The 25,089-nt window shown below is 42.0% G+C and carries 20 protein-coding genes; 11 read left to right on the plus strand and 9 right to left on the minus strand.

The window, feature by feature from the left end:
- Positions 1-12 precede the first annotated feature (12 nt).
- A complete protein-coding gene (paaX, locus tag PJ15_RS01695; RefSeq protein ID WP_047427202.1) occupies positions 13-978 on the plus strand; it encodes a phenylacetic acid degradation operon negative regulatory protein PaaX in 966 nt (321 codons plus the stop codon).
- Positions 959-1,558, plus strand: a complete 600-nt coding sequence (locus PJ15_RS01700; protein ID WP_047427205.1) for a carbonic anhydrase — start codon at positions 959-961, stop codon at positions 1,556-1,558. The genes paaX and PJ15_RS01700 overlap by 20 nt, the downstream gene beginning before the upstream one ends.
- A 420-nt stretch (positions 1,559-1,978) precedes the next feature.
- Here the strand turns inward: PJ15_RS01700 and PJ15_RS01705 are convergent, their stop codons facing one another.
- The 6 genes from PJ15_RS01705 to pobR all read right to left on the minus strand — a co-directional run bounded on the left by PJ15_RS01705 (position 1,979) and on the right by pobR (position 8,372).
- Positions 1,979-3,310, minus strand: coding sequence for an APC family permease (locus PJ15_RS01705; RefSeq protein ID WP_047427208.1), 1,332 nt, complete (start codon positions 3,308-3,310; stop codon positions 1,979-1,981).
- A gap of 151 nt (positions 3,311-3,461) precedes the next feature.
- The gene (locus PJ15_RS01710; RefSeq protein ID WP_047427210.1) at positions 3,462-4,169 is read right to left on the minus strand and encodes a cache domain-containing protein; all 708 of its coding nucleotides are present in this window, start codon (positions 4,167-4,169) and stop codon (positions 3,462-3,464) included.
- 68 nt (positions 4,170-4,237) lie between these two features.
- Complete coding sequence (locus PJ15_RS01715) at positions 4,238-4,957, minus strand: FadR/GntR family transcriptional regulator (protein ID WP_004772040.1); 720 nt, start codon at positions 4,955-4,957, stop codon at positions 4,238-4,240.
- Between the two features lie 56 nt (positions 4,958-5,013).
- Positions 5,014-5,784 (minus strand): nuclear transport factor 2 family protein, encoded by a 771-nt coding sequence (locus PJ15_RS01720; protein ID WP_047427213.1) that lies wholly within the window; start codon positions 5,782-5,784, stop codon positions 5,014-5,016.
- 27 nt (positions 5,785-5,811) lie between these two features.
- Positions 5,812-7,242 carry a gamma-aminobutyraldehyde dehydrogenase gene (locus PJ15_RS01725; protein WP_047427216.1) on the minus strand — a complete coding sequence of 477 codons (1,431 nt, stop codon included), beginning with the start codon at positions 7,240-7,242 and terminating at the stop codon, positions 5,812-5,814.
- A 314-nt stretch (positions 7,243-7,556) separates the two neighbouring features.
- Positions 7,557-8,372 carry an IclR family transcriptional regulator PobR gene (pobR, locus tag PJ15_RS01730; RefSeq protein ID WP_047427219.1) on the minus strand — a complete coding sequence of 272 codons (816 nt, stop codon included), beginning with the start codon at positions 8,370-8,372 and terminating at the stop codon, positions 7,557-7,559.
- A gap of 142 nt (positions 8,373-8,514) precedes the next feature.
- Between pobR and pobA the strand changes: the two genes are divergently transcribed.
- Positions 8,515-9,723 carry a 4-hydroxybenzoate 3-monooxygenase gene (gene pobA, locus PJ15_RS01735; protein ID WP_047427220.1) on the plus strand — a complete coding sequence of 403 codons (1,209 nt, stop codon included), beginning with the start codon at positions 8,515-8,517 and terminating at the stop codon, positions 9,721-9,723.
- Between the two features lie 86 nt (positions 9,724-9,809).
- Here pobA and PJ15_RS01740 read toward each other — a convergent pair whose 3' ends face one another.
- Both PJ15_RS01740 and PJ15_RS01745 read right to left on the minus strand, forming a co-directional pair.
- Complete coding sequence (locus PJ15_RS01740) at positions 9,810-11,183, minus strand: ABC1 kinase family protein (RefSeq protein ID WP_005257374.1); 1,374 nt, start codon at positions 11,181-11,183, stop codon at positions 9,810-9,812.
- A gap of 194 nt (positions 11,184-11,377) precedes the next feature.
- Positions 11,378-11,683: a hypothetical protein gene (locus tag PJ15_RS01745; protein WP_047427221.1), complete on the minus strand. Its 306-nt coding sequence runs from the start codon at positions 11,681-11,683 to the stop codon at positions 11,378-11,380.
- A gap of 166 nt (positions 11,684-11,849) precedes the next feature.
- On the opposite strand from PJ15_RS01745, the gene ybaK reads away from it, so the two are divergent.
- Entirely contained in the window at positions 11,850-12,317 is a 468-nt protein-coding gene (gene ybaK, locus PJ15_RS01750; protein WP_047427223.1) for a Cys-tRNA(Pro) deacylase, read from the plus strand.
- Positions 12,318-12,430: 113 nt separating this feature from the next.
- On the opposite strand, the gene PJ15_RS01755 is transcribed toward ybaK, so the two are convergent.
- Positions 12,431-14,659 (minus strand): TonB-dependent receptor, encoded by a 2,229-nt coding sequence (locus tag PJ15_RS01755; protein WP_047427226.1) that lies wholly within the window; start codon positions 14,657-14,659, stop codon positions 12,431-12,433.
- 518 nt (positions 14,660-15,177) lie between these two features.
- Between PJ15_RS01755 and PJ15_RS01760 the strand changes: the two genes are divergently transcribed.
- From PJ15_RS01760 to PJ15_RS01790, 7 genes are read left to right on the plus strand one after another with little or no spacing between them, the layout of a single operon-like run.
- Positions 15,178-16,962, plus strand: a complete 1,785-nt coding sequence (locus PJ15_RS01760) for an IucA/IucC family protein (RefSeq protein ID WP_047427229.1) — start codon at positions 15,178-15,180, stop codon at positions 16,960-16,962.
- Positions 16,955-18,388: a lysine N(6)-hydroxylase/L-ornithine N(5)-oxygenase family protein gene (locus tag PJ15_RS01765; protein ID WP_047427232.1), complete on the plus strand. Its 1,434-nt coding sequence runs from the start codon at positions 16,955-16,957 to the stop codon at positions 18,386-18,388. Before PJ15_RS01760 ends, PJ15_RS01765 begins: the two co-directional genes overlap by 8 nt.
- A gap of 22 nt (positions 18,389-18,410) precedes the next feature.
- Positions 18,411-19,838, plus strand: a complete 1,428-nt coding sequence (locus PJ15_RS01770; protein WP_047427234.1) for a DHA2 family efflux MFS transporter permease subunit — start codon at positions 18,411-18,413, stop codon at positions 19,836-19,838.
- A gap of 18 nt (positions 19,839-19,856) precedes the next feature.
- Complete coding sequence (locus tag PJ15_RS01775; RefSeq protein ID WP_047427237.1) at positions 19,857-21,698, plus strand: IucA/IucC family protein; 1,842 nt, start codon at positions 19,857-19,859, stop codon at positions 21,696-21,698.
- An 8-nt stretch (positions 21,699-21,706) separates the two neighbouring features.
- On the plus strand, positions 21,707-23,623 hold the full coding sequence (locus tag PJ15_RS01780; protein WP_047427240.1) for an IucA/IucC family protein: 1,917 nt from the start codon (positions 21,707-21,709) through the stop codon (positions 23,621-23,623).
- Positions 23,624-23,629: 6 nt separating this feature from the next.
- Entirely contained in the window at positions 23,630-24,391 is a 762-nt protein-coding gene (locus tag PJ15_RS01785; RefSeq protein WP_047427242.1) for a (2Fe-2S)-binding protein, read from the plus strand.
- Positions 24,388-25,005, plus strand: a complete 618-nt coding sequence (locus tag PJ15_RS01790; RefSeq protein WP_047427245.1) for an RraA family protein — start codon at positions 24,388-24,390, stop codon at positions 25,003-25,005. The genes PJ15_RS01785 and PJ15_RS01790 overlap by 4 nt, the downstream gene beginning before the upstream one ends.
- Positions 25,006-25,089: the final 84 nt, after the last annotated feature.

Consider the following 25,089-nt stretch of genomic DNA (forward strand, 5'->3'; position numbering starts at 1 on the left):
CAAGATAAAAGTATGAGTGCAAAGCTACAGCAAATTATTGATTCGATTATTCAGAATGAAACCCTAAGCGGTACATCGCTCATTTCAACCATTTTTGGTGATTCGGTGCTGCATCGTGGCGGTAATATTAGTCTTGCCAGCTTGATTCAGTTGCTGGAGCTGTTTGATTTTAATGATCGTGCTGTACGGACTTCCGTGTTTCGCTTGGTGAAAAATGACTGGCTAGATTCAGACAAGATTGGCAGAACCAGTTTTTATCGTATCACCGATGCCAGTCGATCAAAATATTTGCAAGCAGAGCAACGGATTTATAATGATCAGATGAAGGAATGGGATCATTCTTGGGATCTGATCCTGATGTCGAGTATGGATACAGACAATAAAGCATTTTTGAAGAAAGAACTGGAATGGCTAGGTTTTGCCAATATTTCGACCAATCTGATGGCTTATCCAGGATCTAACCGCTTGCAATTGCAAAAGTTGCTGGTTGATCTGAATATGAGTGAGCAGGTGGTGGTGTTTAAGGCAGAGACCTTGCAGCTGTTTAATAACTCCACCGATACCATTAGCCGTATGTTAGAGACCAACTGGCCGATTGATGAGTTGCGTCAACGTTACCTGCAATTTCTGGATATGTTTCGGGAAATCGGAGCAATCTTGATGCAGGACGATGATCGCATTGAACCTGTGCAAGCCTTTCAGATCCGGACTTTACTGATTCATTATTACCGTCGGATTTTGCTTAAAGATCCTGCCTTGCCATTAGAGCTTTTGTCAGCAGACTGGCCCGCAGTCAAGGCGCGTACCTTATCCATGAATATCTATAAAAAAGTCTTTGAAGCCGCAGATGACTATTTCTTGTCGGTTGCTGCTACATCGGAAGGGCCTATGCCCAATGCAACTGCACATTTCTGGCGTCGCTTTGGCGGTCTGAGCCAAAATAATGAGAGAGTGAGTGATGCCTTGTTACAGTATTGATGATGTGATTCCTGTTGTTCATCCCAGCGCATTTGTACATCCCACTGCTGTATTAATTGGCGATGTGATTATTGAGGCAGGGGTTTATATTGGCCCTTTTGCTTCATTACGGGCTGATTTTGGCCGTATCCATATCAAGGAAAATGCCAATGTACAGGACAACTGTATCATTCATGGTTTTCCGCAAAGTGTTACGCTGGTTGAGGAAATGGGACATATCGGTCATGCTGCGACGTTGCATGGTTGTCGTATCGGTAAAAATGTCTTGATTGGCATGAACAGTGTCATTCTGGATTATGCGGAAATTGGTGAAAATAGCATTATTGGTGCCAATAGTTTAGTCAAAACTAAAGATCAAATCCCTGCCAATGTTCTGGCTTTAGGCAGTCCAGCAAAAGTGGCCAGAGAACTTTCTGAAAAAGAACGACTCTGGAAAATTCAAGGTACGCAGGAATATATTCAGTTGGCGCAGCGTTGTTTAAGCACAATGAGGGAAGTTGTACCTTTGACAGAAGAATCTGCTGAACGTAAGACCTATCAGGATTTTCAGTCAGAGCACCAAATTAAATCCAGCATATAAATAATCTGCCTCTTTTTTATAATGGGGCATTTTATTTAGATTTAATAAAACTAAAAATTATAATCTATCCCACTGTATGTAAAATATTGAATAATAAAAGACCAAATATCGAAGATATGCCCTAAATACAAAAAACACTGTCCTATTTTAATGGTTTATAAAGAGTTTTTTTGAATTAGAATCATAGACTGAAAGTTCTGTTTATATAGTGCTTAATTTAGATGTATTAAGTCTAGAAGATATTGAACTTATTTTTAACGGTATGATTCATGATTTTATAGGAGCGTGTTTATAGATAAATTTTGTTCATATATTAATGGGATCTAAGCAAAAAAGTTACTGGGAGTACTCAGTAACTTTTTTAAGTCATCAATATAATTTAAAGAGTTGGAACGAAATAGACGTATTTGAAATTCCTGCTCAATATGCATTGGTTAAGTGAATCTTTTGTTTTCTGAGAACCTTGTAAATAAACAGAAAAATGCCCATCGCTAACCAGAAACTGCCAAATTTTAAAGCAGATGAATCAAGATTGATCCATAGGCAAGCAATGCTAATGACCGAAAGTAGCGGTAAGAAAAGATTAAAAAATTTATTTCTAAATCCTGAACGCTGTTTTTCCTTGATATAAAACCTGACAAATACTGAAAAATTAACAGCGGTAAATGCAACCAGAGCACCAAAGCTGATCAGGCTGATCACTTGAGCCAGATTCAAAAACATGGCACTTAAAGAAATAAATCCAACAAATAACACCGAGAAAAATGGAGTGCCAAGTGAGGCATGTAGCGTGCCAAAATATTTTTGAGGGAAAATATTATCTTTGCCCATGATGTAGAGTAAACGAGAGGCGCTGGCATGTGAGGCAAGACCAGAAGCCACTGTATTCATAATCTGTCCGCACAGGAAAATTGACTGAAATAATGCGCCGCCGACATACAGAACGATTTCTGGCAATGCTTCTGACGGATGTTGGAAACGCGCATTGGTAGGATAATACAGCTGAATGAACCAAGATGCGCTAAAGAAGATCAAGCCACCAAAAAGCGTGGTCAGGAGTACCGCATAAGGAATTGTCTTGGTCGGATTCTTGGTTTCATTCGACAGCGTGGTAACCGCATCAAAACCGAGAAAAGAAAAACACAGTACCGATGCGCCTGCAACAAGCGGTAATAACTCCTGTGGGCCTGTCCATAAAGGATTTAAGGTGAGCACATATTCATAACCCTGTGTGCTTCCAATGCCTTGAATCACCAGATACACAAAAATGATCATCAGGATAATGGGTGCAAACACAAAAATCAGACTTAGGTTGGCGAGTAGACGAATCCTGAAGCAATTGACTAACGTGACCAGTCCAGCCGAGACAATGACCCAACACCAGTACGGAACACTGGGAATGAGGGCTGTTAAATAAATGGCTGCCAGCAAAACATTGATTAAAGGTAATAATAAATAGTCGAGTAAGGTACACCAGCCCACAAATAAACCACTTTTAGGCCCAATGCTTTCCGCGGTATAGGTATAGGCAGAACCTGCTTTTTCAGAGTGTTTGCTAAATCGTGCATAACTAAAAGCCGTCAGCAGCATTGTGGTCAATGCCAATAAATAAGCCAAGGGCACATGACCATGAGTAATGCCTGACACAATGCCAAAGGTATCAAATACTGTCATCGGGGTCATATAAGCAATGCCGATCACAGTCACTTGCCATAATGAGAGTTTTTTAAATGAAGCAGATTGTTGTTCCATAATGTTGCAACCTGATCTATTGTTGTTTTCTATCCAGAAAAGCACATGTAATTTTTAGGCAAAAAAATCCCTTGGCTCGTTTTAGCAAGCCAAAAAATTAGAGATTTAGAGGAGCGTGGGCGTTAAACGTTGAATTGAGGTCTGATTAACGCTAAATCATGACTAACTGGAGCGATTGACTCGGTAAGCTATTCAAAGACTTATGAGTCAAGTTCTTGAGAAGTGTCCCAGTTCGGATGCTAATGTCATTTGAGGTGATGACGCGGGCAATATTATTGGTAATGACTGCTTTTTGTTTGATATTTTTTAGCTTCGGAAGCAACACTTTCTCTAGTGCAGAGACCAGTACATCAATAGCAATAACACCAACAAACTGATCCTGTATCATCACAGGATGGGCCATAGTAATGGTATAAGCGCCATTGCAGATATAGTCGACATAAGGCCCATAAGTACAGGGTTGTTTATTTTTCGCAGGTTGCTGGAACCATTCAAAAGTACGGAAATCCAGAAAGCGTTGTGCATTCTGGTAGTTTTCAAGCTGTGCTTGCTGTAATTGATTTTCTTTTTTATACCACCATTCCAGTGTCCAGTATTCCTGCTCCGTACTTGTTGCGGGACTATAGCTGGCAAAGCCCATACCTTGACTATATTGGCTTTGATGCAGAGCAAGCTTGATTTCCTGCTGCAGTTGTTTACGTTCAGTGGTAGACAGTTTGATGTCTTTAAGCTTTCCTGTTTTATCTTTGGCTAGAATCTGACTCGCTTTATTAGCAAGAAGTTCTGCCAGAGTAGAAGTCTCTTGAGTGACTTGCTCAAGCAGCTTTTGAAGCTCTTCTATTGGTGTCTGTTGGGTCATTCCGATAACTCCTAAAATTCCATATTTTTGAGATCTATGCTTTTTAGATATCCCTTTTTTTATTGTTTTTAATTGATTGATAACTTGTATTGGAGCATTTGATCCGTTTGCATAGTGATGATTTTTCTCGTCTGGAGAACTGCTTCATCCTCATTTCCCTGAGTAAATGATGACAAAATTTTATGGTATTGATCTACAACTGCTTGATGAAAGACATCATCTTGGTACAAAACAGCAATAAGTGGGGCCCATTCTGCCTGTATCGAGAGTTCCTGATTGGCCAGTCGCGCTGATTGGGCAAATGAAGTCAAGGTGAGCAGACAGCGTAGATCCAGTTGTGCTCGTATGTCCGCTTCGCTGGCCTGATGAAATTGTTCAACCATTTCCTTGATTTTACCAAGCTCATCTTCGGTGGTTCTTTGTGAGGCCAAATAAGCACTATGACTTAAAATTGCACTATGAAACTCACCAAGATCAGCCAGATATTCACTAGACGCCTGACGTAAAGGATGCAGGCTTAGGCGTAAATCAGCAGGTAATTCACACACAAAACTTCCGCCATTTCGGCCACGTCGTGTATCAATTAAGCCTTTCACCCGCAAGGTTGTGAGCGCTTCACGCACCGTGATCGGCGAAACACCCATTAAACGAGCTAGGTCAGCTTCATTCGGAAGTTGTTCCTGACTTTTGAGCAGTCCTGAGATAATCGCATTCTCCAAACGTTCAACCACCTGTTCAGAGCGGGTCGATTGTGTGATCGGTGCAAAGATTATCGTATATGCTGACATAGCTAGTTCTCTAAAAGCGAAGCTGAATGACTTCGCTTAATGATACGGATCATGGATTAAAACACGCCAAAGCTGTGTATTGCCTTTTCATCTTCTGGAACAGCAGGGATTGCATCCCAAAGTTCCGCAATTTTGCCATTTTCGAGACGCCACAATTCAAAATAGGCATGTCGGTTTCCAGCAATACTTCCTTCTGAATGAGTCAGCACAAACTGACCATCGGCAATGCTTCGGTGCGTTTTGGAGTATACCAAACCTTCACCTTGATTACGGATTTTGTTCAGGAAATCAATGACGGAATTTACCCCGTCACCAATATCAGGACTATGTTGCAGGAAATGATCGCCGTCCGTATAGGTTCTGAACGCTTCATAGTCCCCGTCAATTAAGGCCTTTTGAAAAAAATCTCGGATGATTTTACGGTTTGCTTCTCGATCGGCATGATGATCAATCTGGGTCGGGCCATCCAGTTGGGTACGTCCACTGATATTTGGCTGGGCTTCAGGCACCAAACCATCCCAATGCTCAACGATCTTGCCATCTTTAACCCGATAGATGTCAAAACCGACCAAAGGCGCTTCATCTAAACCATGAAAACGACCGTGAATTGCCACTAAATCACCATCACCCAGTACACGAATCGGTTCGTGGCGAATGTCTGGACAATCCTGAATCAGCTGACGAAGACCGGAAAGGCCATCTGCAACCAGTGGTGAATGCTCAATAAAGTCTTTAGAAAAATAACGGTCTAAAGCACGAGGATCATGTAAATTAAACAAGACATGATGAGCCTGACTAACAAAGCGTTTGGCTTCCTGAATATCCATTCTATGCTCCTATCTGTATCTTGTGCCTTAGTCATTTGAACTCATAACATGTTTGATACGCGTGTATTCTTCAAACCCATAACCTGATAAATCTTTGCCATAGCCAGATTTCTTGAAACCACCGTGTGGCATTTCAGCAGTTAATGGAATATGGGTATTGATCCAGACTGTACCAAAATCTAACTCGCGTGATAGACGGGTTGCGCGGGCATGGTTGGTGGTCCAGACACTTGATGCAAGGCCATAGTCAATATCATTGGCTTTTTCAATGGCATCCGCTTCATCTTTAAATTTTTGAACCGTGATGACAGGGCCAAAGATTTCATTTTGAATGGCTTCATCTTGTTGTTGTAAACCGCTAATCACGGTGGCTTCGAAATAGAAACCTGGACGATTGGCATGTCTACCGCCAGTTTCGACTTTTGCATGTGCTGGCAGGTTTTCAATAAACGACTGCACATTTTTAAGTTGATTGGCGTTATTTAATGGGCCATAAAGTGCATCTTGGTCATCAGGCTCACCAAAACGTGTATTTTTTGCTGCTTCCACCAGTTTTGCTAAAAACTCATCGTGCACAGATTCTTCCACGATCACACGTGTCGCTGCAGTGCAGTCTTGACCAGCATTAAAGAAACCTGTCATGGCAATCATTTCTACTGCTTTATCAATATCTGCATCGGCAAATACGAGGACTGGCGCTTTCCCGCCCAATTCAAGATGTGCTTTGGCTAAGTTGGCAGCGGCAGAAGCGGCGACTTGTAAGCCAGCGCGTACCGAGCCTGTAATTGAAACGAGTGCCGGGGTTTTGTGTGAAACCACTTTAGAGCCAACATTGGCTTGACCTAAGAGTACGTTGAACGCGCCTTTAGGGAAAAATGGTGCTGCAATTTCTGCCAAAAGCAGGGTACTTTCAGGTGTAGTGTCGCTTGGTTTCAAAACCACAGTATTACCAGCTGCCAAAGCAGGCGCGATTTTCCAGACCGCCATCATTAATGGATAATTCCAAGGCGTTACTTGACCAACCACACCGACAGGTTCACGACGGATACTTGAGGTCAAACCTTCTAAATATTCACCTGTTGCTGAGCCATTGAGTAGGCGAGCCGCACCCGCAAAGAAACGAATTTGATTTGCACAAATTGCCACTTCTTCAGAGGCGATCAAATGCTTCAATTGTCCCGTATTACGGCTTTGTGCTTCGATTAGACGTTCTGCATTTGCTTCCACTGCATCTGCTAAATCAAGTAAAGCCTTTTGACGAACAGCGGGAGTACTGCGCCCCCAGATTTTAAAAGCCTGTTTTGCTGCTGCATAAGCGGCATCTACTTCTGCATCCGTTGCGTTGGGTGATGCAGCGTAAACTTGGCCTGTTACTGGACTGACCAGATCGAAATAATCCGTTCCTTGTGCTACTACATATTCGCCGTTAATAAAATGTTTTAGTTGAATTTTAGACATCTGTCGTTCCTTGTCTTTAGGTTTTAAAATATAACATATAAAACTATATGTATTATTTTTTAAGATTTCTGTCAATTTTTTTTATGCATGGAATTTGAGCAAAGATTGAGATTTTAAAAAATGAGAATGCTAAGCAGCTGATATTTATTTAAATCTAGCTTGGGGATTTTTTTTACTAAAAATGGACGCTTTCCCATTTTGCTTAAAAAGGCTTTATTTGATGTGTGAGGAATATTTAGACAAGATTGATGCCCCCAATAAATTTTATTGGGTTTTTTATGAGTAAAGAAAGAAGGGCCGTAAGGATTTGATTTTTATATTACATTGCGTAGCTCATTAGCAGTATTACGCAGCAAAGGTAAAATTTGCTGGACTAAATAATCTTCTTGTACACGATTGGTCTGCGACATACAGTTAAGCGCCGCAATGGCTTTACCTTGTGCATTCAGCACTGGAACTGCAATCGCAATCACGCCCAGCTCATGTTCTTCTTTTGATAGACAATAGTCCGAAAATGAGATGCTTTTCAGCACGTCTATAAACGTAGCTTCATCGATAATCGTAAAAGGGGTTAAGCGCTTTAAGCCATAACTTTTGACCCAATCGTATTGAGCCTGTTCAGGTAGCGCTGCCAATAAAACTTTTCCTGTCGAGGTGGCATGTGCAGGTAGGCGATTGCCTAAATGCATGCCATAAGGACTGACCCGCAAATTGTCGTGTTGAGGAAGATAGCTTCGGGCAATAGGGACTACTTCATTGTCATCCAAGACCACCAGAGAAAAGGTTAAAGAGGTTTGGGCACATAAAAGATTCAGAAAAGATTGGGCGATTTTAGGGAGATGGGCAGAACTTAGATAAGAGCTAGAAAGACGTAACACGCGATGGGTTAGCCAAAAATAATGCTCATCTGTTTCCAAATAGCCTAAGTATTTTAAAGTTTTTAAATGTCTACGTGCTGCTGTTCGGCTAATGCCAGTACGTTCAGCCACTTGAGTAACGTTCAAACGTTGACGATCAATTCCAAAAGCTTCAAGTAGAGCCAGACCTTTGGCTAAACCTGCAATATAGTCTTCCTGACGAATACGTTCGTGTGAACTTGGGTGCTCTAAAAAAGCATCGGTAGAGGACATCCTTCCTTCCTTGTTATTTTGCATGTTTTGTCCGCTATTCGGACAAGTGGAATGATAAACGGTTATTTTTGATTTGAATACATCGTATACGAAACTTAAAAGCAGTAGTTTAAAAGTCAGGACATATAACAAGGATGACGTGATGGATATTTTAAAGACACAAGTTGCAATTATCGGTTCTGGCCCAGCGGGTTTATTACTAGGTCAATTGCTATATAAAGCTGGCATTGAACACATCATTATTGAGCAACGCAGTGCTGATTATGTGGCTTCACGTATCCGTGCAGGAATACTAGAGCAGGTATCGGTTGATTTACTCAAACAGGCTGGTGTAGATCAACATTTAAAAGAGAAAGGATTACCGCATTCAGGAATTGAAATATTAACCAATGGGCAGAAACACCGTGTTGATTTGTCTGCACTCACAGGTGGTAAACAAGTCACTGTGTATGGACAAACCGAAGTCACTAAAGATTTAATGGCAGCTCGTGAAGCGGCACAACTGACATCGTTCTATGAAGCGGAAAATGTACAGGTCAAAGATTTTTATGACGCACCGCAAGTACATTTTGACTATCAGGGCAAAGCCTTTCAAATTCAGTGTGACTTTATTGCGGGTTGCGATGGCTATCATGGTATTTGTCGAGCCAGTGTGCCTGAGGACAAAATTAAAACTTTTGAGAAAATTTATCCATTTGGCTGGTTAGGTGTATTGGCTGATGTACCACCCGTTGCGGATGAGTTGATCTATGTACAGTCAGAACGTGGTTTTGCATTGTGTAGCATGCGTTCAGAAACCCGCAGCCGTTATTATTTACAGGTGCCATTGACGGATCATGCTGAAGACTGGTCAGATGATAGATTCTGGGAAGAATTGAAATGTCGTTTAGATCCTGAAAGCCGTGAACATTTAGTCACTGGTGCATCCATCGAAAAGAGTATTGCGCCGTTACGTAGTTTTGTGACCGAGCCAATGCGTTTTGGAAATATGTTTTTGGCTGGAGATGCAGCACATATTGTTCCGCCAACAGGCGCGAAGGGGCTGAATCTGGCGGCTTCGGATATTGCTTATCTATCGAGTGCCTTGATCGAGTATTACACTGAGGGTTCGAGTCAGGGTATTGATGAATATTCTGAGAAATGTTTACAACGCGTCTGGAAAGCTGAACGTTTTTCTTGGTGGATGACACACTTGCTCCATCGTTTCGAAACGGAAAGCGAGTTTGACCATAAAATTAAGCAGGCAGAATTAAGTTATATTTTAGGATCGACAGCAGGTAGAACGACTTTGGCAGAAAACTATGTTGGACTGCCATATGAAATTAAAAAAATGCCAGAAACTTGTGCTTAAAAGCATAACTTTCTGATCAATAGAGCTCAAAAAAGCCTGTGCATATGAATGGACAGGCTTTTTCTCATTTCACAGGAAATGATTGATTAAGCAAATTGACGAATCATTTTGCGGACATTGGTTTTTGCATCAATTACGGTCATAAAGGTGTAGGCACCAATGAATTTACGACTAATAAACATAAATTCTTTTGGTGGAACCGAGAAATAACGAGAAGCCATTGACTGTCCAGCCTGTTGCATCACACGACTATGGAGCTGGCTTTTTTTCCAGTCATAACGGTCTTGATCATCCATAATCCCCGCAGGCATATCTGGATTGTTTTCTGGACAGCTAAAGGCTTCCGTTGCAATCAGGAACACATCTGCCATACCAGGTTTGACACTTTCTGGCATACCATCAAAGAATTCATAACCCTTCATAGCTTTGACCATCGCAGTTTTGTCATGATCATAGCCAGCTTGAATCAGGTTACGTGCGACTGTCAGCAAGTTGTTATCGAACTGTCGAATTGCACCGAAGTCGAGTAAAACGATTTTATCGTTGACTTCACTGCCATCACCCAAACGAACTAGATAATTACCAAAGTTTGGATCGGTCTGCATTTCGCCCCATTCAAACAACTCACGCACTGCAATTTCTAAAGAAGCTTCGCCCAACTGGTTGCGGCGTTCTTGCGGCAGAGAAAGCATCACTGGGCTATTCACAGGGACGCCACGTTCAAACGTCATACACAGTACTTTTTCAGCGCAGAACTCATCCACAATCTGTGGGACGATATAACGCGGATCATCTTTCAAACGTTCAGCGAAACGACGTGTAGTCGCTGCTTCAATTGCATAATCCACTTCGCGATGCATCATGTCACGAACTTCGTCAAACCATTGATCAAATTCACGGGTTTGCGGCACCATCCGAGTCAGTTTCAGCATATTCTTGAAAAGATTCATGTCTGAGTCGATCGCTTCTGCCACACCCGGGTACTGGATTTTAAGTACCAGTTCCTGACCATCAGATTTACGGGTCGCGCGATGAACCTGGGCAAGTGAAGCTGTGCCAATCGGCTCATGGTCGATGGTTAAATCATCAAGTTTTGAACCTAACTGATCTTGCAAATGTGCCTTGATTGCAGGCCAAGCGAGGGCCACGGTTTGATTGTTCAGGGTATTTAATGCTTGGGTAATTTCTTCAGGCAAAAAATGTTCGCCGTATAGAGCCATCATCTGACCAATTTTGACGATTGAACCTTTAAGTTTGCCAATTTCAGAAACTAAATAATGCGCCTGTTCAGCCATGGCTTTTTTACGTTTCTTCTCTTTTTCTTCTTCACTTGAGAAAAGAGAAGTTGCACTTGCAGTTGCCCAACGTGTTCCAGCAAGTAAAGACGCTTTTGCGATAGATAAGCGACGATCCACCGAGGAGGTTTTTAGATTCTTAAGCTTATCGTTCTGATCTGACATGAAAGAAAAATCCTATGCTGAAATCGGAGGGTTGAAAGCCGAGAGATGAATTGTAGCGGATATTACCGCTTTTGAACGTATTAAAATAGTTCAATCTCTTGAATTATCAGTCTAAATTTGTGCAATAGGAGAATTGTCCACAAATAGCCTAAGTAGAATTTAGATCTATCTTTTGGCTTTTGTATACATATGTCCTAAATTTTAAACTGAATTTTTAATGCTGCCCGTTTCATGAGTGCGGCTCGATGGGTATGAATATGTTTAATCAACATTCGTTTGACCTGACTATGATGAAAGCCGAGCGCATAAGCTTTCACAATAATAATACTAGGCAGTGTAAAGAAGAAATACTTGGTGTCGTCTAAAGTCGCATCTTTAAAAACGTCTTCTTCAACGAGGAGTTCTTTTAAAAACTGTTTTTCCGCTTGGACTGTAGAAGAGCTTTCATCGTCCCAATAATTCTGGCGCATTGCCATCAAATTATTATGTTTATAACTCATGAATTGTTTGAGCCTGTGCATTTCATCTTTAGCAAATATATGAGGTTGTTTGCTGATTTATCAAGAATAGATTTATGTTCAAAATAGCCTAAGCAAATTTAATCTTTTATTTTTAAAGTGCTACACTTACCTCACTTTATCCTTAAAGCAAAAATACTGAATAGATATGACACCCGCTTGTAAGTTGTTAGAAAAAAATAAAATACCTTTTTCAATTCATGAATATGAACATGATGCCAATGCAAAAAGTTTTGGGCTGGAAGCCGCAGAAAAGTTGAATCTAAAAGTTGAAGAAGTATTTAAAACCTTAATGGTCACAGATGAAAAAAATTACTTCATTGCAATTTTACCGGTGAATCATCAACTCAATCTGAAAAAGGTTGCAGCAGCAGTGGGCTGCAAGAAATTACAAATGGCCAATCCAAAAGATGCTGAACGCTTAACTGGCTATCTGGTTGGGGGGATTAGTCCTCTCGGACAAAAGAAACGTCTTAAAACCGTGATCGATGCCACGGCGCAAAATTTTGCCAAAATTTATGTCAGTGGGGGCAAAAGAGGACTGGATATTGGATTGAACCCTCAGGATCTGGCTAAGATATTGGGTGCTCAATTTGTTGATGTACTTGATTTATAAAAATATTGATATTGAGTTTTAAAGTTCTTCTTAATTCAACTGCGATAATTAAAAGCTAAAGATTAGAACAACGATAGATATCAGAAGATATCTATCGTATTTGTTTTCCTGAATTACCATTTATGTGTATAAGACACTTTAGCGGTTACGCCACTCGCGAGTAAGTGACTGGTATTATTGCTATTTCGCATAAGCTGGCTATAAAACGGATAGTATTCACGATTGAACATATTTTCGATTCCAATCGTCACCGTATCCTGTTTATTGATGGCAAAACTGCTGATTAAATCCGCTGTGGTATAGGATTTGACATCATAGCGACCGAAGCCATTGTTACCATTGAGACGGTAGTCTTCTGCGCCAAAATATGTCGCCTGAATACGGTTGGTCCATGTATCGGTCGGGCTATAGGAAATATAGGCGGTAACTTTTAACGGCGGGATACGGAAACCTGTCATATCCTGTTCAGTATGACTATTTTGCGGGGTTTCACGACCTTTCATCCAGGTAATGCTACCGCCAGCGCCCCAGACTTTGGCATCTTCAAGATAATCCAGAGTAGCTTCTACACCAGTCACTTTTTCCTTGGTTCGGGTCAAAATTAATCCATTGCCAAAGGATTGTACGCCACCCAGATCAGACGTGGAATGGAATACGGCTAAACTTGAGCTAAAATTGTTGAAATGGCCATTCCAGCCGAGTTCATAATTATCCACTTTGACAGGCTCTAAGAATGAAGAACCTAAGTCAAAATCTTTTCCTGCATTACGAATAACCACACCTACATCAGGTAACTGGAAACCTTGGTTAAATGAGGCATAAATTGAATGTTCGTCATTTGGTGAGAAAGTAAGATTGGCATTGTACAACCATGCATCAGCCTTTACTTTACCACCTTGGACGGTATAGGGATCAGCTTCTTTGAGCTGGGACAAAGGCACAAAACTATCAATTTTTGCATAACTGTCTTCATAGCGCGTGCCGACCTCAGCTGACCATTGATCGTTAAATCGGTGTTTTAATTGAGCGAATGCGCCCATGCTTTGAGTGGTGAGCTCAGGTAAATAGATCAGCTTTCCATTTTTCACGAATTCTAGGCCACCAGATTGGTCATAGATATTCTGATCGAAAGTATCCAGCGGCATTTCGCTCTTTTCACGGCTAAAGTCGCCACCCCACACCAGAGAGCTATCTCCAAGAAACTCGAGCGGAGTACTTACAGTCAAGCGGCTGCCCAATACATTATTTTCTTGATAAACCTGATCGACTTGTCCACCTCGAGTAGGGACTTTACGGGCATCAAATGGCGAAAAGCGGGTGAAAAAATCTCGATAATAGATTTGAGCATTCACCTTATTGCCGAAGAAATCTTTATGACTATAAGTCAGATTGTAAATCTGGTTTTCATTTTTATTCTGTTCTTTTAATTTCAATCCTTTGATTGCCTTGGCAGGGACACTGCCTGGCGGTAATTGGGCAACGCTTGGGTCAGAAGCATAGTCAGAATCTTGTTCCGCATGATAATAATTCGCGGCAAGTTGCAGGTACTGATTATCATCAATGTGATATCCAAGTTTAGTGCCAATGCTATAGGCATCCGCATCGAAAAGATCACCCTGACTTGGTTCTGGTGCAACCCGTTTGCCCCGCGCATCGTAAGGACTGCCAATGCGTTGATAACCTAAATCCAGTGCATAGTCGAAATCGTTCAAACTACCTGAAAAATATTGATGAATGTCTCCACTTAAGGCATCCGAACGAGGATTGGTCAGTGAACTTTGTAACCCAATTACGGTCTTGGCGCTCGGTTCACCGCCTGTCGCTTTTGTCGTAATCGAAATGGTTCCGCCCGCAGCTCCACTGCCATAGATCGCATTACTGCCGCGAATCACTTCAATATGGCTGATACTCTCAGGATCAATCGCAGAAAGTCCTCTTGAGGTATCACGGGTGAGATTCATCGGGACGCCATCGACCAGAATCAGTGCATTACGGCCGCGTAAGGTTTGTCCATAATCGGTCATGGTACGACTGGAGTCGGATAAGCCAGGCACGACTTTGGCGAGTACGGTGGCAATATTGCCCGATGAGGCATTTTTCAAAAGTTCAATTTGCTGTTCATCGAGTCGAGTGACCTGCTTGGCAGAAGAGGAGAGTTCATCTGAGCGTGATGCGGAAATGGTAATTGTTGGTAGTTGCTCAGTCTTATTGTCTGAAAGCGTTGCTTCGGTTGAAGTTGCGGCAAAAGAAGCGTTTGAAAATAAAATAAATCCACTCATGGATAAAAGTGGAATAATATTTTTTGCATCTGATGTGTGATGCCGTCTTTTATTGCTTTTCATCATTTTTCCTGTGATCTCGCCCTGAGAATGATTTTTAAATTTTCGGCATTATAGTGAAGAAAATAGGGAACAGTGCAACGGCGAAAAGTGATCATTTTTATAAATTGATACAAGAGATAGGCAATAAGTCAGATGAAGCATTCTAGAAAGATATAAATGAACTCATTTTTGATATTTTGTGCAATTAAAGTCATCATTTTGGGCTGTTTTTATTTTAGTACACTGTTATTTATAGGATTTTAGAATCACAAAAAGCTATTGCCGATGAGTAAGTTATCATTTTATTAAATAAGAACTATTATTATCTTTTTGTATCTCATTTGCTTAAAGCATCTCTAAAGTAAGTTAATTCAATCAATTAGATTGTAATTTCTGCAGGCGGCACTGAATTGAAAATATAAATGATAATAATTATCATTAGCTTCGTCTTAAACGTAACTTAGTTCCGCTTAGGATATGTTTATGGCCTAAAACATTTCGAAAAATAAATCAGATCTCTGGATAGAGGATACAATCGGATGCAATCACTTGCCAATCGGTTGGCGATACAACACTTCGTCAACGCCTATACGCAAGAAACAGGCAAAGGTCACTTGCTTAATAAAAATCAGCAAAGTCCACAACAACACGCGTTTAGCCAAGGTTTGACGCTGTTAACCATTCCGATCCATTCCATTCAAGCACAGTGCTATTTCCCGTTAGCGTATGTCAGTCGAGTCGGGCGACATCGTTTAGCCGATTTCCCGCAAATTATTATTCAAGGACAAGTAAGAACATTCAGTCCCGTTGCAATCGTTGGTCTTTTGCTGGAAGAACTGGTTTTTGAATCTGATATTCCTTTAGATGCTGCTTCTTTAGTCGAAAAATGGATTCAAAGCCGTGATGCTTTACAGCAGTTTTTAGTACAACGTGAACATGATTTTGATGATCTAGTCAAAGCAGGTCAGAATTTTATTGAATCTGAACAGGCTTTGGTGCTCGGGCACAGTATGCACCCTGCACCAAAGAGTAGAACAGGTTTTGTGCATGAGGACTGGCTCAAGTTTTCTCCTGAACATAAAGGCCAGACTCAACTACATTACTGGTTTGTGTATCAGGATTATATTGCTGAGGGCAGTGCGACCGATGAAGCAATTTCAGACCAGCTTAAAAGCGCATTGCAATGGTATTTATCTGAAAATGATCTCAAGCTGCTCAACACCCATAGCGAGTATAAATTGCTGCCTTTACATCCTTGGCAGGCACGTTATTTACAAAGCAAGCCGTGGTTTGAGCGTTTAAAACAAACTGGACAACTGATTGATCTGGGCTTACGTGGCTGGCAATTTTCACCGACGACTTCGATTCGTACACTGGCGAGTTTTAATGCGCCGTGGATGGTGAAACCTTCACTTTCTGTGATGATTACCAATTCAATCCGTGTCAATCTGGCGAAAGAGTGTCATCGTGGTGAACTGACCCATCGTTTGTGGCACAGTGAATTTGGTCAGAATATTTTAAAACATTGCCCAAGTTTAAAAGCCGTTAATGATCCTGCATGGATGGCTTTGCAAATTGAGGGTGAAGTGGTCAATGAAAGTATCTGTATTTTCCGTGATCAACCCTTTAGTCCACAACAGCAAGTCACCTGTATTGCCTCATTATGTCAGGATCATCCAAGCAAGGATTTAAATCGTTTTAATGCGCTTTTCGCAAAAATTGCCAAAGCACATCCTGAAATGGATCATTCAGAGATTGCACTAAACTGGTTTAACCGCTTCCTTGAAGTGAGTTTGCAGCCGTTAATGTATCTCTATCATCGTTATGGGATGGCGTTCGAATCTCATCAACAAAATGTCTTGCTGGAAATGGAGAATCATTTTCCAAAGACCTTGTGGCTACGTGACAATCAAGGCTTTTACTATATCGAAGAATTTGCCACTGAGATTTTAAAGGCTTTACCTGAGCTAAAAGAAAAGGCATTTGCAGTCGGGCCGAAAGACTTCGTTGATGAACGTTTCAGTTATTATTTCTTTGGAAATACCTTGTTCGGCATTATCAATGCAATTGGTGCAACGGGCCACATTAGCGAAGATGTTCTGCTTGAGCATTTAAAAGTCTTCTTGCAAGACCTATTGCAGCAGTATCCTGACAGTACCTTGTTACAGGGTTTATTGTTTAACGAAACCTTGCCATATAAAGGTAACTTGCTGACACGTTTGCATGAGCTGGATGAATTGATTGCTCCAGTTGAACATCAGTCGGTCTATGTGCAATTGCAAAATCCTCTGTTTATTGAACAGAAGGATGTGAGCTATGCTTGATTTTATTGGCATTGGGTTAGGGCCTTTTAATTTAAGTCTAGCCAGTTTGCTGCAAAACAAAAGTGATCTTAACTATCAGTTCTTTGAACAAAAAGATGGTTTTGACTGGCATGCGGGCATGCAATTGCCCAATGCCTTGCTGCAAGTTCCGTTTATGGCGGATCTGGTCAGTCTGGTTGAGCCAACCAGTCCCTATAGCTTTCTCAATTATTTAAAGCATCAGCAGCGTTTATATAAGTTTTACTTCCGTGAAAATTTATATATTCCACGTCAGGAATATAACCACTATTGTCAGTGGGTGGTGCAGCAGTTAGAGCATATTCAATTCAATAGCCGAGTTCTGGATGTTCAGCCGATTAAAGGTGGTTTTGAGGTTGAAGTTCTGACGAATGGTGCAAAACAGCGCTATCAAACGCGTCAATTGGTCTTGGGGATTGGTACAGTTCCGCATTTACCTGAAAGTTTGCAGCAGGCATATCCGAAAACAAAGCAATGCTTACATTCGGCTGAATATTTAAAGCAATGTCCTGCGCAGTTAAAAGGGAATGTAGTGTTGATTGGTTCAGGCCAATCAGCCGCGGAAATTTTTATCGATTTATTTGACCGGCAATATTCGCAAGGGAAAACAACGCCTGATTTTCATTTGCATTGGCTGACACGCTCTGCGGGGTTTTTCCCGATGGAGAATACACCGTTGGGACTCGAGCATTTTAGTCCTGACTATATGCAGTATTTCTATCATTTGCCAGCTGGATTAAAGGCTGAATTACCAGCCCAACAGGCCAATCTCTATAAGGGAATCAGTAGTAAAACCATTCGTGATATTTACGAGCGACTGTATCACCGTAGTATCGCTGGACATAACACCGAGGTCACACTCGCAGGCCATCATCAATTACAACATGCCGAAGTGCTGGAAAATCAGAAAATTCGTTTGCTTTTCGAGCACCAGCAGCAGGGTGAACGTTATGTGCTGGATGCCGATAGTGTAATTGCGGCTACTGGCTATCGTTATCCAAAACCCGCTTTCTTGGAAAATCTGCAAACGTTGATTCCGCTTGATCAGACACAACGCTGGCAAGTCAGCGCAGATTTTGAAGTGAACTATCAAGGCGATGGGCGAATTTTCCTGCAAAACATGGAAGTTTTCCATCATGGTGTTGGCACGCCAGATCTGGGTTTAGGCGCTCATCGGGCAGCCACCATTGCCAATCAGTTATTAGGCAAAGAACTATTTAAGCTGGATCAGGCCCAGTCTTATCAACAATTTGGCGTGGCGCCCTCTGTATCGTCAGAACAACCTGCACGAAACCATGTGCAACTGGCTGATTCAGGATTATCCCGTGTGACGAATAAATCTGGACAGCTTCGGCATACTTCTCCCGCTTTTTATGCACAAGTAAAGTTGTCAGAGCACATTGACTAAGGTCAACAGAGGAATCGCACGTATGGAACGGTCTTCTGTACCCATCAATCAAGCGGCACAAGTCGGTTTGCAGCGTTATGTTCTACTCACGGTCATGTTAGGTACAGGGACCGTCAGTTTAAACAACAGTAGTTTTAATCCTGCTATCCCCCAGCTGATGCAGTATTTCCAGATTGGTGAAATCTGGGCAAGTTGGGTGATGGTCGCGTTTTTACTAGCAATGAGTATCAGCTTGCCACTGGCGGGTTATTTCAGCCAGCGTTTTGGCAAACGACAAACTTATTTAACCGCATTGTTGTGTTTTGCTTTGGCTTCGACAGTGGGTGGTTTATTCAATCAGTTTGAGTCCGTCCTGATTGCAAGAGCCTTGCAAGGGTTTTGTAGTGGCTTGATGATTCCATTATCACTCGGTCTGATTTTTTCAGTCACGCCGAGCGAACAACGGGGCAGTACCACAGGTTTGTGGGGCGCGATGATTATGCTGACTTTGGCTGTTGGACCGATGTTAGGCGCGCTGGTCTTGGTATGGCTCGATTGGCAGGCTTTATTCTTCATTAACTTGCCAATTGCCTGTATCGCGCTGGTGTTGGGATATCTTTATCTGCCTAAAGAACAAGGCGATAGCAATCAGTCCTTTGACTGGATCGGTTTTAGTTGCCTAAGCCTAAGCATTATTTTGCTATTAGGCACCTTGAGTCAGATTCATCAACTTGAAGATATCGCGCAACCTGTCTATTGGATATTGCTTGCATTAAGTGCTTTCACATTTTGGCAGTTTGCGAGAAGACAAAAAAATCAGACCAGCCCATTGATTGAGCCTGCCTTGTTTGCTGCAAAAGGTTTTCGATTCAGTTTGATGATCTGTGTCGCACAAACGGTAGGTTTGTTTATTGGTATGTTGCTGGTGCCGTTGTGGATTCAACAGAGTTTGCATCTCAGCCCACTCTGGACGGGTTTTGCTTTGATGAGCAGTGCCTTGGTGACAGGTTTATGTAGTCAACCTGCTGGCAAATATCTTGATCGTTACGGCGCCGCAAAAATTATGAGTCTGGGGTTGCTGATTACTGCATTGTCTTTTGCCTTGCTGGCATGGGCGCCTGTGAAAAATGTCTGGTTCATCATCTTCTGCATGATGTTGCATGGTTTGGGTATGGGACTGTCCTATATGCCATCGACCACAGCAGGGCTTAACAGCTTGCGTCAGCAACAACAGCATTTGGTCACTCAGGCGGCTGCCTTGAACAATCTGTTCCGTCGGCTGTTTGCCGCAGTTGCAGTGGTGCTTGCTGCGCTATATCTGCAATTACGTCAGGATCTTTTTCAGATCAGTCCTCATACAACACTGGATTCATTTAAGGGCATTCAGGAAATCTTTATTTTTTGTACGGCTCTTATCTTGTGCGCTTTGCCTTATGCATGGCGCTTTCCAGATCAACACAAAATGAATTAAATAATTAGGAAGAGCAACATGGGACAATTACATCCAGTTTTAGCAAATACACATGTGATTCAAAATACTTTTCAAGCCTGGCAACAACCACAGTCTGATCAGGCCAAACGCGTTGAACAACGTGTCATCAAGCAATTATTACAAGCCCTGATTTTTGAAGAAATTATTGCGGCTGATCATGATGGTGAAAATTTTATTGTTCAGGTGCAGGATCGCCAACAGCAAGCGGTTCAGTATATTGCCAAAGGGCAACGCCAATACAGTTATAAGTTGGTACGTCTGGCACGTGATCAGGATGTGCTCCGTCAGGATGCTGAAGGTAACCTGCAACCGGCTCGTCTGAATCAGGTTATTGATGAAATCCTACGCTCGATTGCCGACGCGACCAAAGTGGAAGATTTTATTTTTGAATTAAAGCGGACTTATATTCACGACCTGCAATCACAAGTCTGTTTTGAAAACTACGCCTTGCCAGCAATTCAATATCCATACGATATTCTGGAATCTTATTTGATGGATGGGCATCCATATCATCCTTGTTATAAATCCCGTGTTGGCTTTAGTCTGCAAGACAATGTCCGTTATGGGGTGGAGTTTGCCCAGCCGATGGCTTTGGTCTGGTTGGCTGTACATCAGAAGCTTGTTGCAGAAAACCATTCGAGTCATATTGAAACAGAAGCATTTTTTAAAGAACAACTCAATGCACAGGATTTGATCCAGTTTCAGCAACAACTGGACAAGCAAACTCAAAACGCCGCTGAATATGTCTGGATTCCCGTTCATCCTTGGCAATGGGAAAATCACCTGATTTCGATTTTTGCAGAAGAAATTGCAGATCAGGACATTATTTATTTAGGTCATAGCCAAGACCGTTATCTGGCACAGCAGTCCTTGCGTACAGTCACCAATTTACAGCATCCAGAAAAACCTTATATCAAGCTTTCAATGAGTTTGACCAATACTTCTAGTTCTCGAGTACTGGCAAAACATACGGTTATGAACGGGCCGATTATTACCGACTGGTTGCAACGCCTGATTGATCAAAGTGAAACTGCTCGACAGCTCGATTTTGCAGTGTTGCGTGAGGTGTATGGTCTGAGCGTTGATTTTACCCGTTTGCCTGCTTCGCATGCGCAACAGGCCTATGGCACGATCGGATGCTTATGGCGTGAAAGTGTCCATCAATATTTACGTGAAGGTGAAGATGCGATTCCACTGAATGGGGTAAGCCATATTCAAAAAGATGGTCAGGCCATGATTGCGCCGTGGTTGCAACACTACGGGGTTGAGCAATGGACACGTCAATTGTTGAAAGTGGTCATTACTCCATTGATTCATTTGCTGTTTGCCGAAGGGATTGCGACTGAATCGCATGGGCAGAATATTATTCTGGTGCATCAACAAGGTTGGCCAACCCGTATTTTGCTTAAAGATTTTCATGACGGCGTACGTTACAGTCCAGCACATCTGGCTCATCCAGAGCTGGCGCCTGAACTGGATCAGTTGCCGCCTGAACATGCCAAAACCAATAGCATGTCCTTTATCTTGACTGATGATCTGGATGGGATTCGAGACTTTAGCTGTGCCTGCCTGTTCTTTGTGGCATTGACTGATATTGCGATTTTCCTCAATCAGACTTATTCAGTTGCAGAACAGGATTTCTGGCAATGGGCTGCAGAAGTCATTCAAGATTATCAACAACAACATCCTGAACATCATCAGCGCTATCAAATTTTTGATGTTTTTGCGGAAAAGTTACGTATTGAGTCATTGACCAAACGCCGTTTGTTTGGTGATGGTCGTATTCAGATCAAGTTTGTTGATAACCCATTGGCGCCGTTTAAAGCGCAGGGGAAGTGAGATTATTTATGAATGCACTTCAACCTGTCTATCAACTGACTGACAGAATCATTTTACAAGACTTTGTCAATGCCTTACTGGTTGAGGCACTGATTCCTGAGCACTCTGTTGTGGATGATTCAACAGCACAGGCCAAGCTGGATACATTCGGTTTTGACTTGAAACAGCAATTTAACAACACGCTTGAGCAGCAGTACTTTGTACTGTTGCCTGAGCAACATTCACAATATGTTGTTATTTTTCCAGTACAACAAGGCATTGCACAAGCATGGTCTTTTACGGCCGAGTCAGAAATTTTGCGAGTTGAAACAGGTAATCAGCAAACACAAATCCACTCGATTGAATTATTTGAGCTGTTTGAATGTCTGCAACAGATTGGGTTATTTCAACACTGTCAGGCCGACAAGCTTCAGATCTTTTCAGCGCAAATCCAGAAATGTTTGCAGCAATATCGTCTGCTACAACAGCATCAAGTCAATGCTCATGATCTGATTCATCAAAGCTCAGCACAGGTGTTCCGCATTTTAGAGCAATATGCGGGGTATCGGGATCGTCCTTATCATCCTTTATCCAAGTTAAAGGAGGGATTGAGTCAGCAAGAGTATATGCAATATTGTCCTGAATTTGCTCAAGAACTGAGTATTCATTGGGTTGCGGTGCATAAAGATAAAATGATGTTTGGTGCAGGTGTTGAGGATATTTTTACGCAACAACCTAGCCAGATTTTCATTAATCGTGCTGAACGCTATCAACTGAAACAGGAAATGTTCCAGCGCGGATTGAGTGAAACGCATATCGCCATGCCTATACATCCGTGGCAATTTCAGCATTTATTTCAGCAATTCTTTGCGGAAGATATCGCGGCGGGAATTTGTCAGCCCTTGAACTTTGTTTCAAAAGGCATGTATGCCAGTGCCTCGATGCGCAGTCTTTTGTCTAAGGAAATTCCACAAGAAAGCCTGAAATTGCCGATAGGCATTAAAGCGCTGGGTTCATTGCGTTTTCTTCCGATCGTGAAAATGATCAATGGAGAAAAAAACCAGAAGTTGCTACGCCAAGCTCAGCAAAAAGATCCGATTTTGCAGCAAAAATTATGGTTATGTGAGGAAACGCAATGGTGGTCTTATTTACCTGAAAAACAACAGGATCGAAGTGCGGACAATGAATGGCTCTTTGTAGAGAAGCCAACCCATCTGGCAGCCCAACGCCGCCATATTCCAGTTGAATTATTGCAGCAGCCTTATCAACTGATTCCGATGGCCAGTCTGGGACATACCATTTCAGGTCAACCTGCGGTTTTTGACTATATTTTACAGCTTCAACAGCTACAGAATGATGCTGCACAGGTTTTGGAGCAGTTTGCCAAATTATGTGCATGCTTCTTTGAGGTGAATTTACGTCTGTTCCGCTTGGGGCTGATGGGAGAAATTCATGGGCAAAATCTATGTCTGGTGCTTAAGAATGGTCAATTTGATGGCCTGATGTTTAGAGATCATGATTCACTACGTATTTATCTGCCGTGGGTGCTGCAAAATGGTCTGGATGATCCAGATTATTTAAGCCCGCATGATTTCAGAAATACGCTTTATCATGATTCAGCTGAGGCTTTGCTGTTTTATATCCAGACGCTAGGAATTCAGGTCAATTTAGGTTGTATTGTCGAGACGCTGGCAAAGTATTACCAAATCCCAGCAGATCAGCTGTGGCAAGTACTGGCTGAACAATTACGACAAGTTCTGGAAAAACTGGACTTTCAGCCTGAGATTCAAAGCCAGTTGCAGGCCTTACTGTTTGAGTCACCAAACTGGCCTTATAAACAGTTGATTCGACCTTTGCTAGAACAGGATACCCGTATTGGCAGCATGCCCTCAGGAATCGGGGAAACCCGAAATCCACTTTGGCATGTTTTAGCTCAATCTGAGTAAATCGCAATGAATATGTGTCGCCATTTTCAAGCAGGGTTGGAAAGCTCTTTTTCAGTGCTGCAACAGCAGCTGAAACTGGAAATACATTGTTCCAACCAGCAGGCAATCACGCTGGCAGATCTATTCGATGACTCGATTTGTTGGCAGGTGCTACAGGATTTTGCGACACGTATTCATGCGAAGAATCAGAGATGTGCCACTTCACTTTTTATTAAATATTGGGCCACGCTGTGGATGCTGCCTTTTTTGTATTGTCAGGCGGCATCGCTTCCTTTTGTAAAATGGCAGCCTTCGATCTTTATCGTAGAGCTACCTGAAACATGGAACTGGGAAAGACGACTGCAACTAACTGATTCGGCAATGTATTCTTTTCAGGTGATGTCTCTACAAGAAATTGACATCATATTGCTACAGTTCAATGATTTATTACAGCAGATTGCCCGCGTTGGGCGCGTTTCTTATACATTACTTTGGGAAAATGTCGCTGTGCGTGTGGTTCAGTTTTATCATGCTTTGGCTCGACAAAATCTAAGCAAAGACATTCATGCTCAACTCCAACAGCAACGACAACTGTTAAAAGCAAAATCGGCAAAAAGTTTTAACTTGCAGGAAAACCCTTTTTTAAAGCTGTGGAATAACTGGCATCCCGAATTCAATACCTATATGCGACAAAAGTGCTGCTTCTATTTTCAACTAGAGGAAGCAGGACAGGAGCTGTGTCGAAATTGCCCATTACAGCTAAAAAAATCAACAGAGATAAAATCATGAGTCAAGTTATCCAGCCAGAATTGCTGGTCGAAGCCTATAAAAAAATTGCAACCTCGACCATTGGTCATGTATTGGATCTAGGGCATGTCCCGCAGATTTTCCCCATGTCACCTGAGCAACAACTGGTAGGTCTGGTCAGAACTGTTCGGCTGCAATCAAAGAATGCCAGCCAGTTACGACAGGTGTTGCTGAGTTGCCAACCCAATGAAGTATTGCTCATCGACGCTAGATATGATCTGCAACGTGCATGTTGGGGAGAGCAGAGAAGTGTTGCCGCGATTCATTGTGGTTTGGCAGGAGTCGTGGTCCTAGGAGCTGTCACCGACCGACAGGCCTTACTTAAACTCAAATTGCCTATTTTTGCTCAGTCAGTCAGTTGTTTAACCACACGAAATGAAGGCGAAAGTCTCGTCGAAATGGATATTGGTATTGAATTGAACCAGTTTACGGTGCAATCAGGTGATCTGCTGATTGGTGATGCAGATGGTGTTTTTATCTTAAAATCAGAGACTGCTCATGACTATCTGGAACAGTTCCAGCAGCTCGAACAAGCAGAAAAATTGAAAAAAGACCATTTTTTTAAACAGCAGCGTCGAGATGAATACTATTTTTAATAAAAATCATTCTCATTAAAATTTAAATTTAGTATGATGGCCTGCCTTTTGGATATTTTTTGAGTGATATAAGGGCTCTGGAGA

The organism is Acinetobacter sp. neg1 (genome assembly GCF_000788125.1).
Classification (GTDB): domain Bacteria; phylum Pseudomonadota; class Gammaproteobacteria; order Pseudomonadales; family Moraxellaceae; genus Acinetobacter; species Acinetobacter vivianii.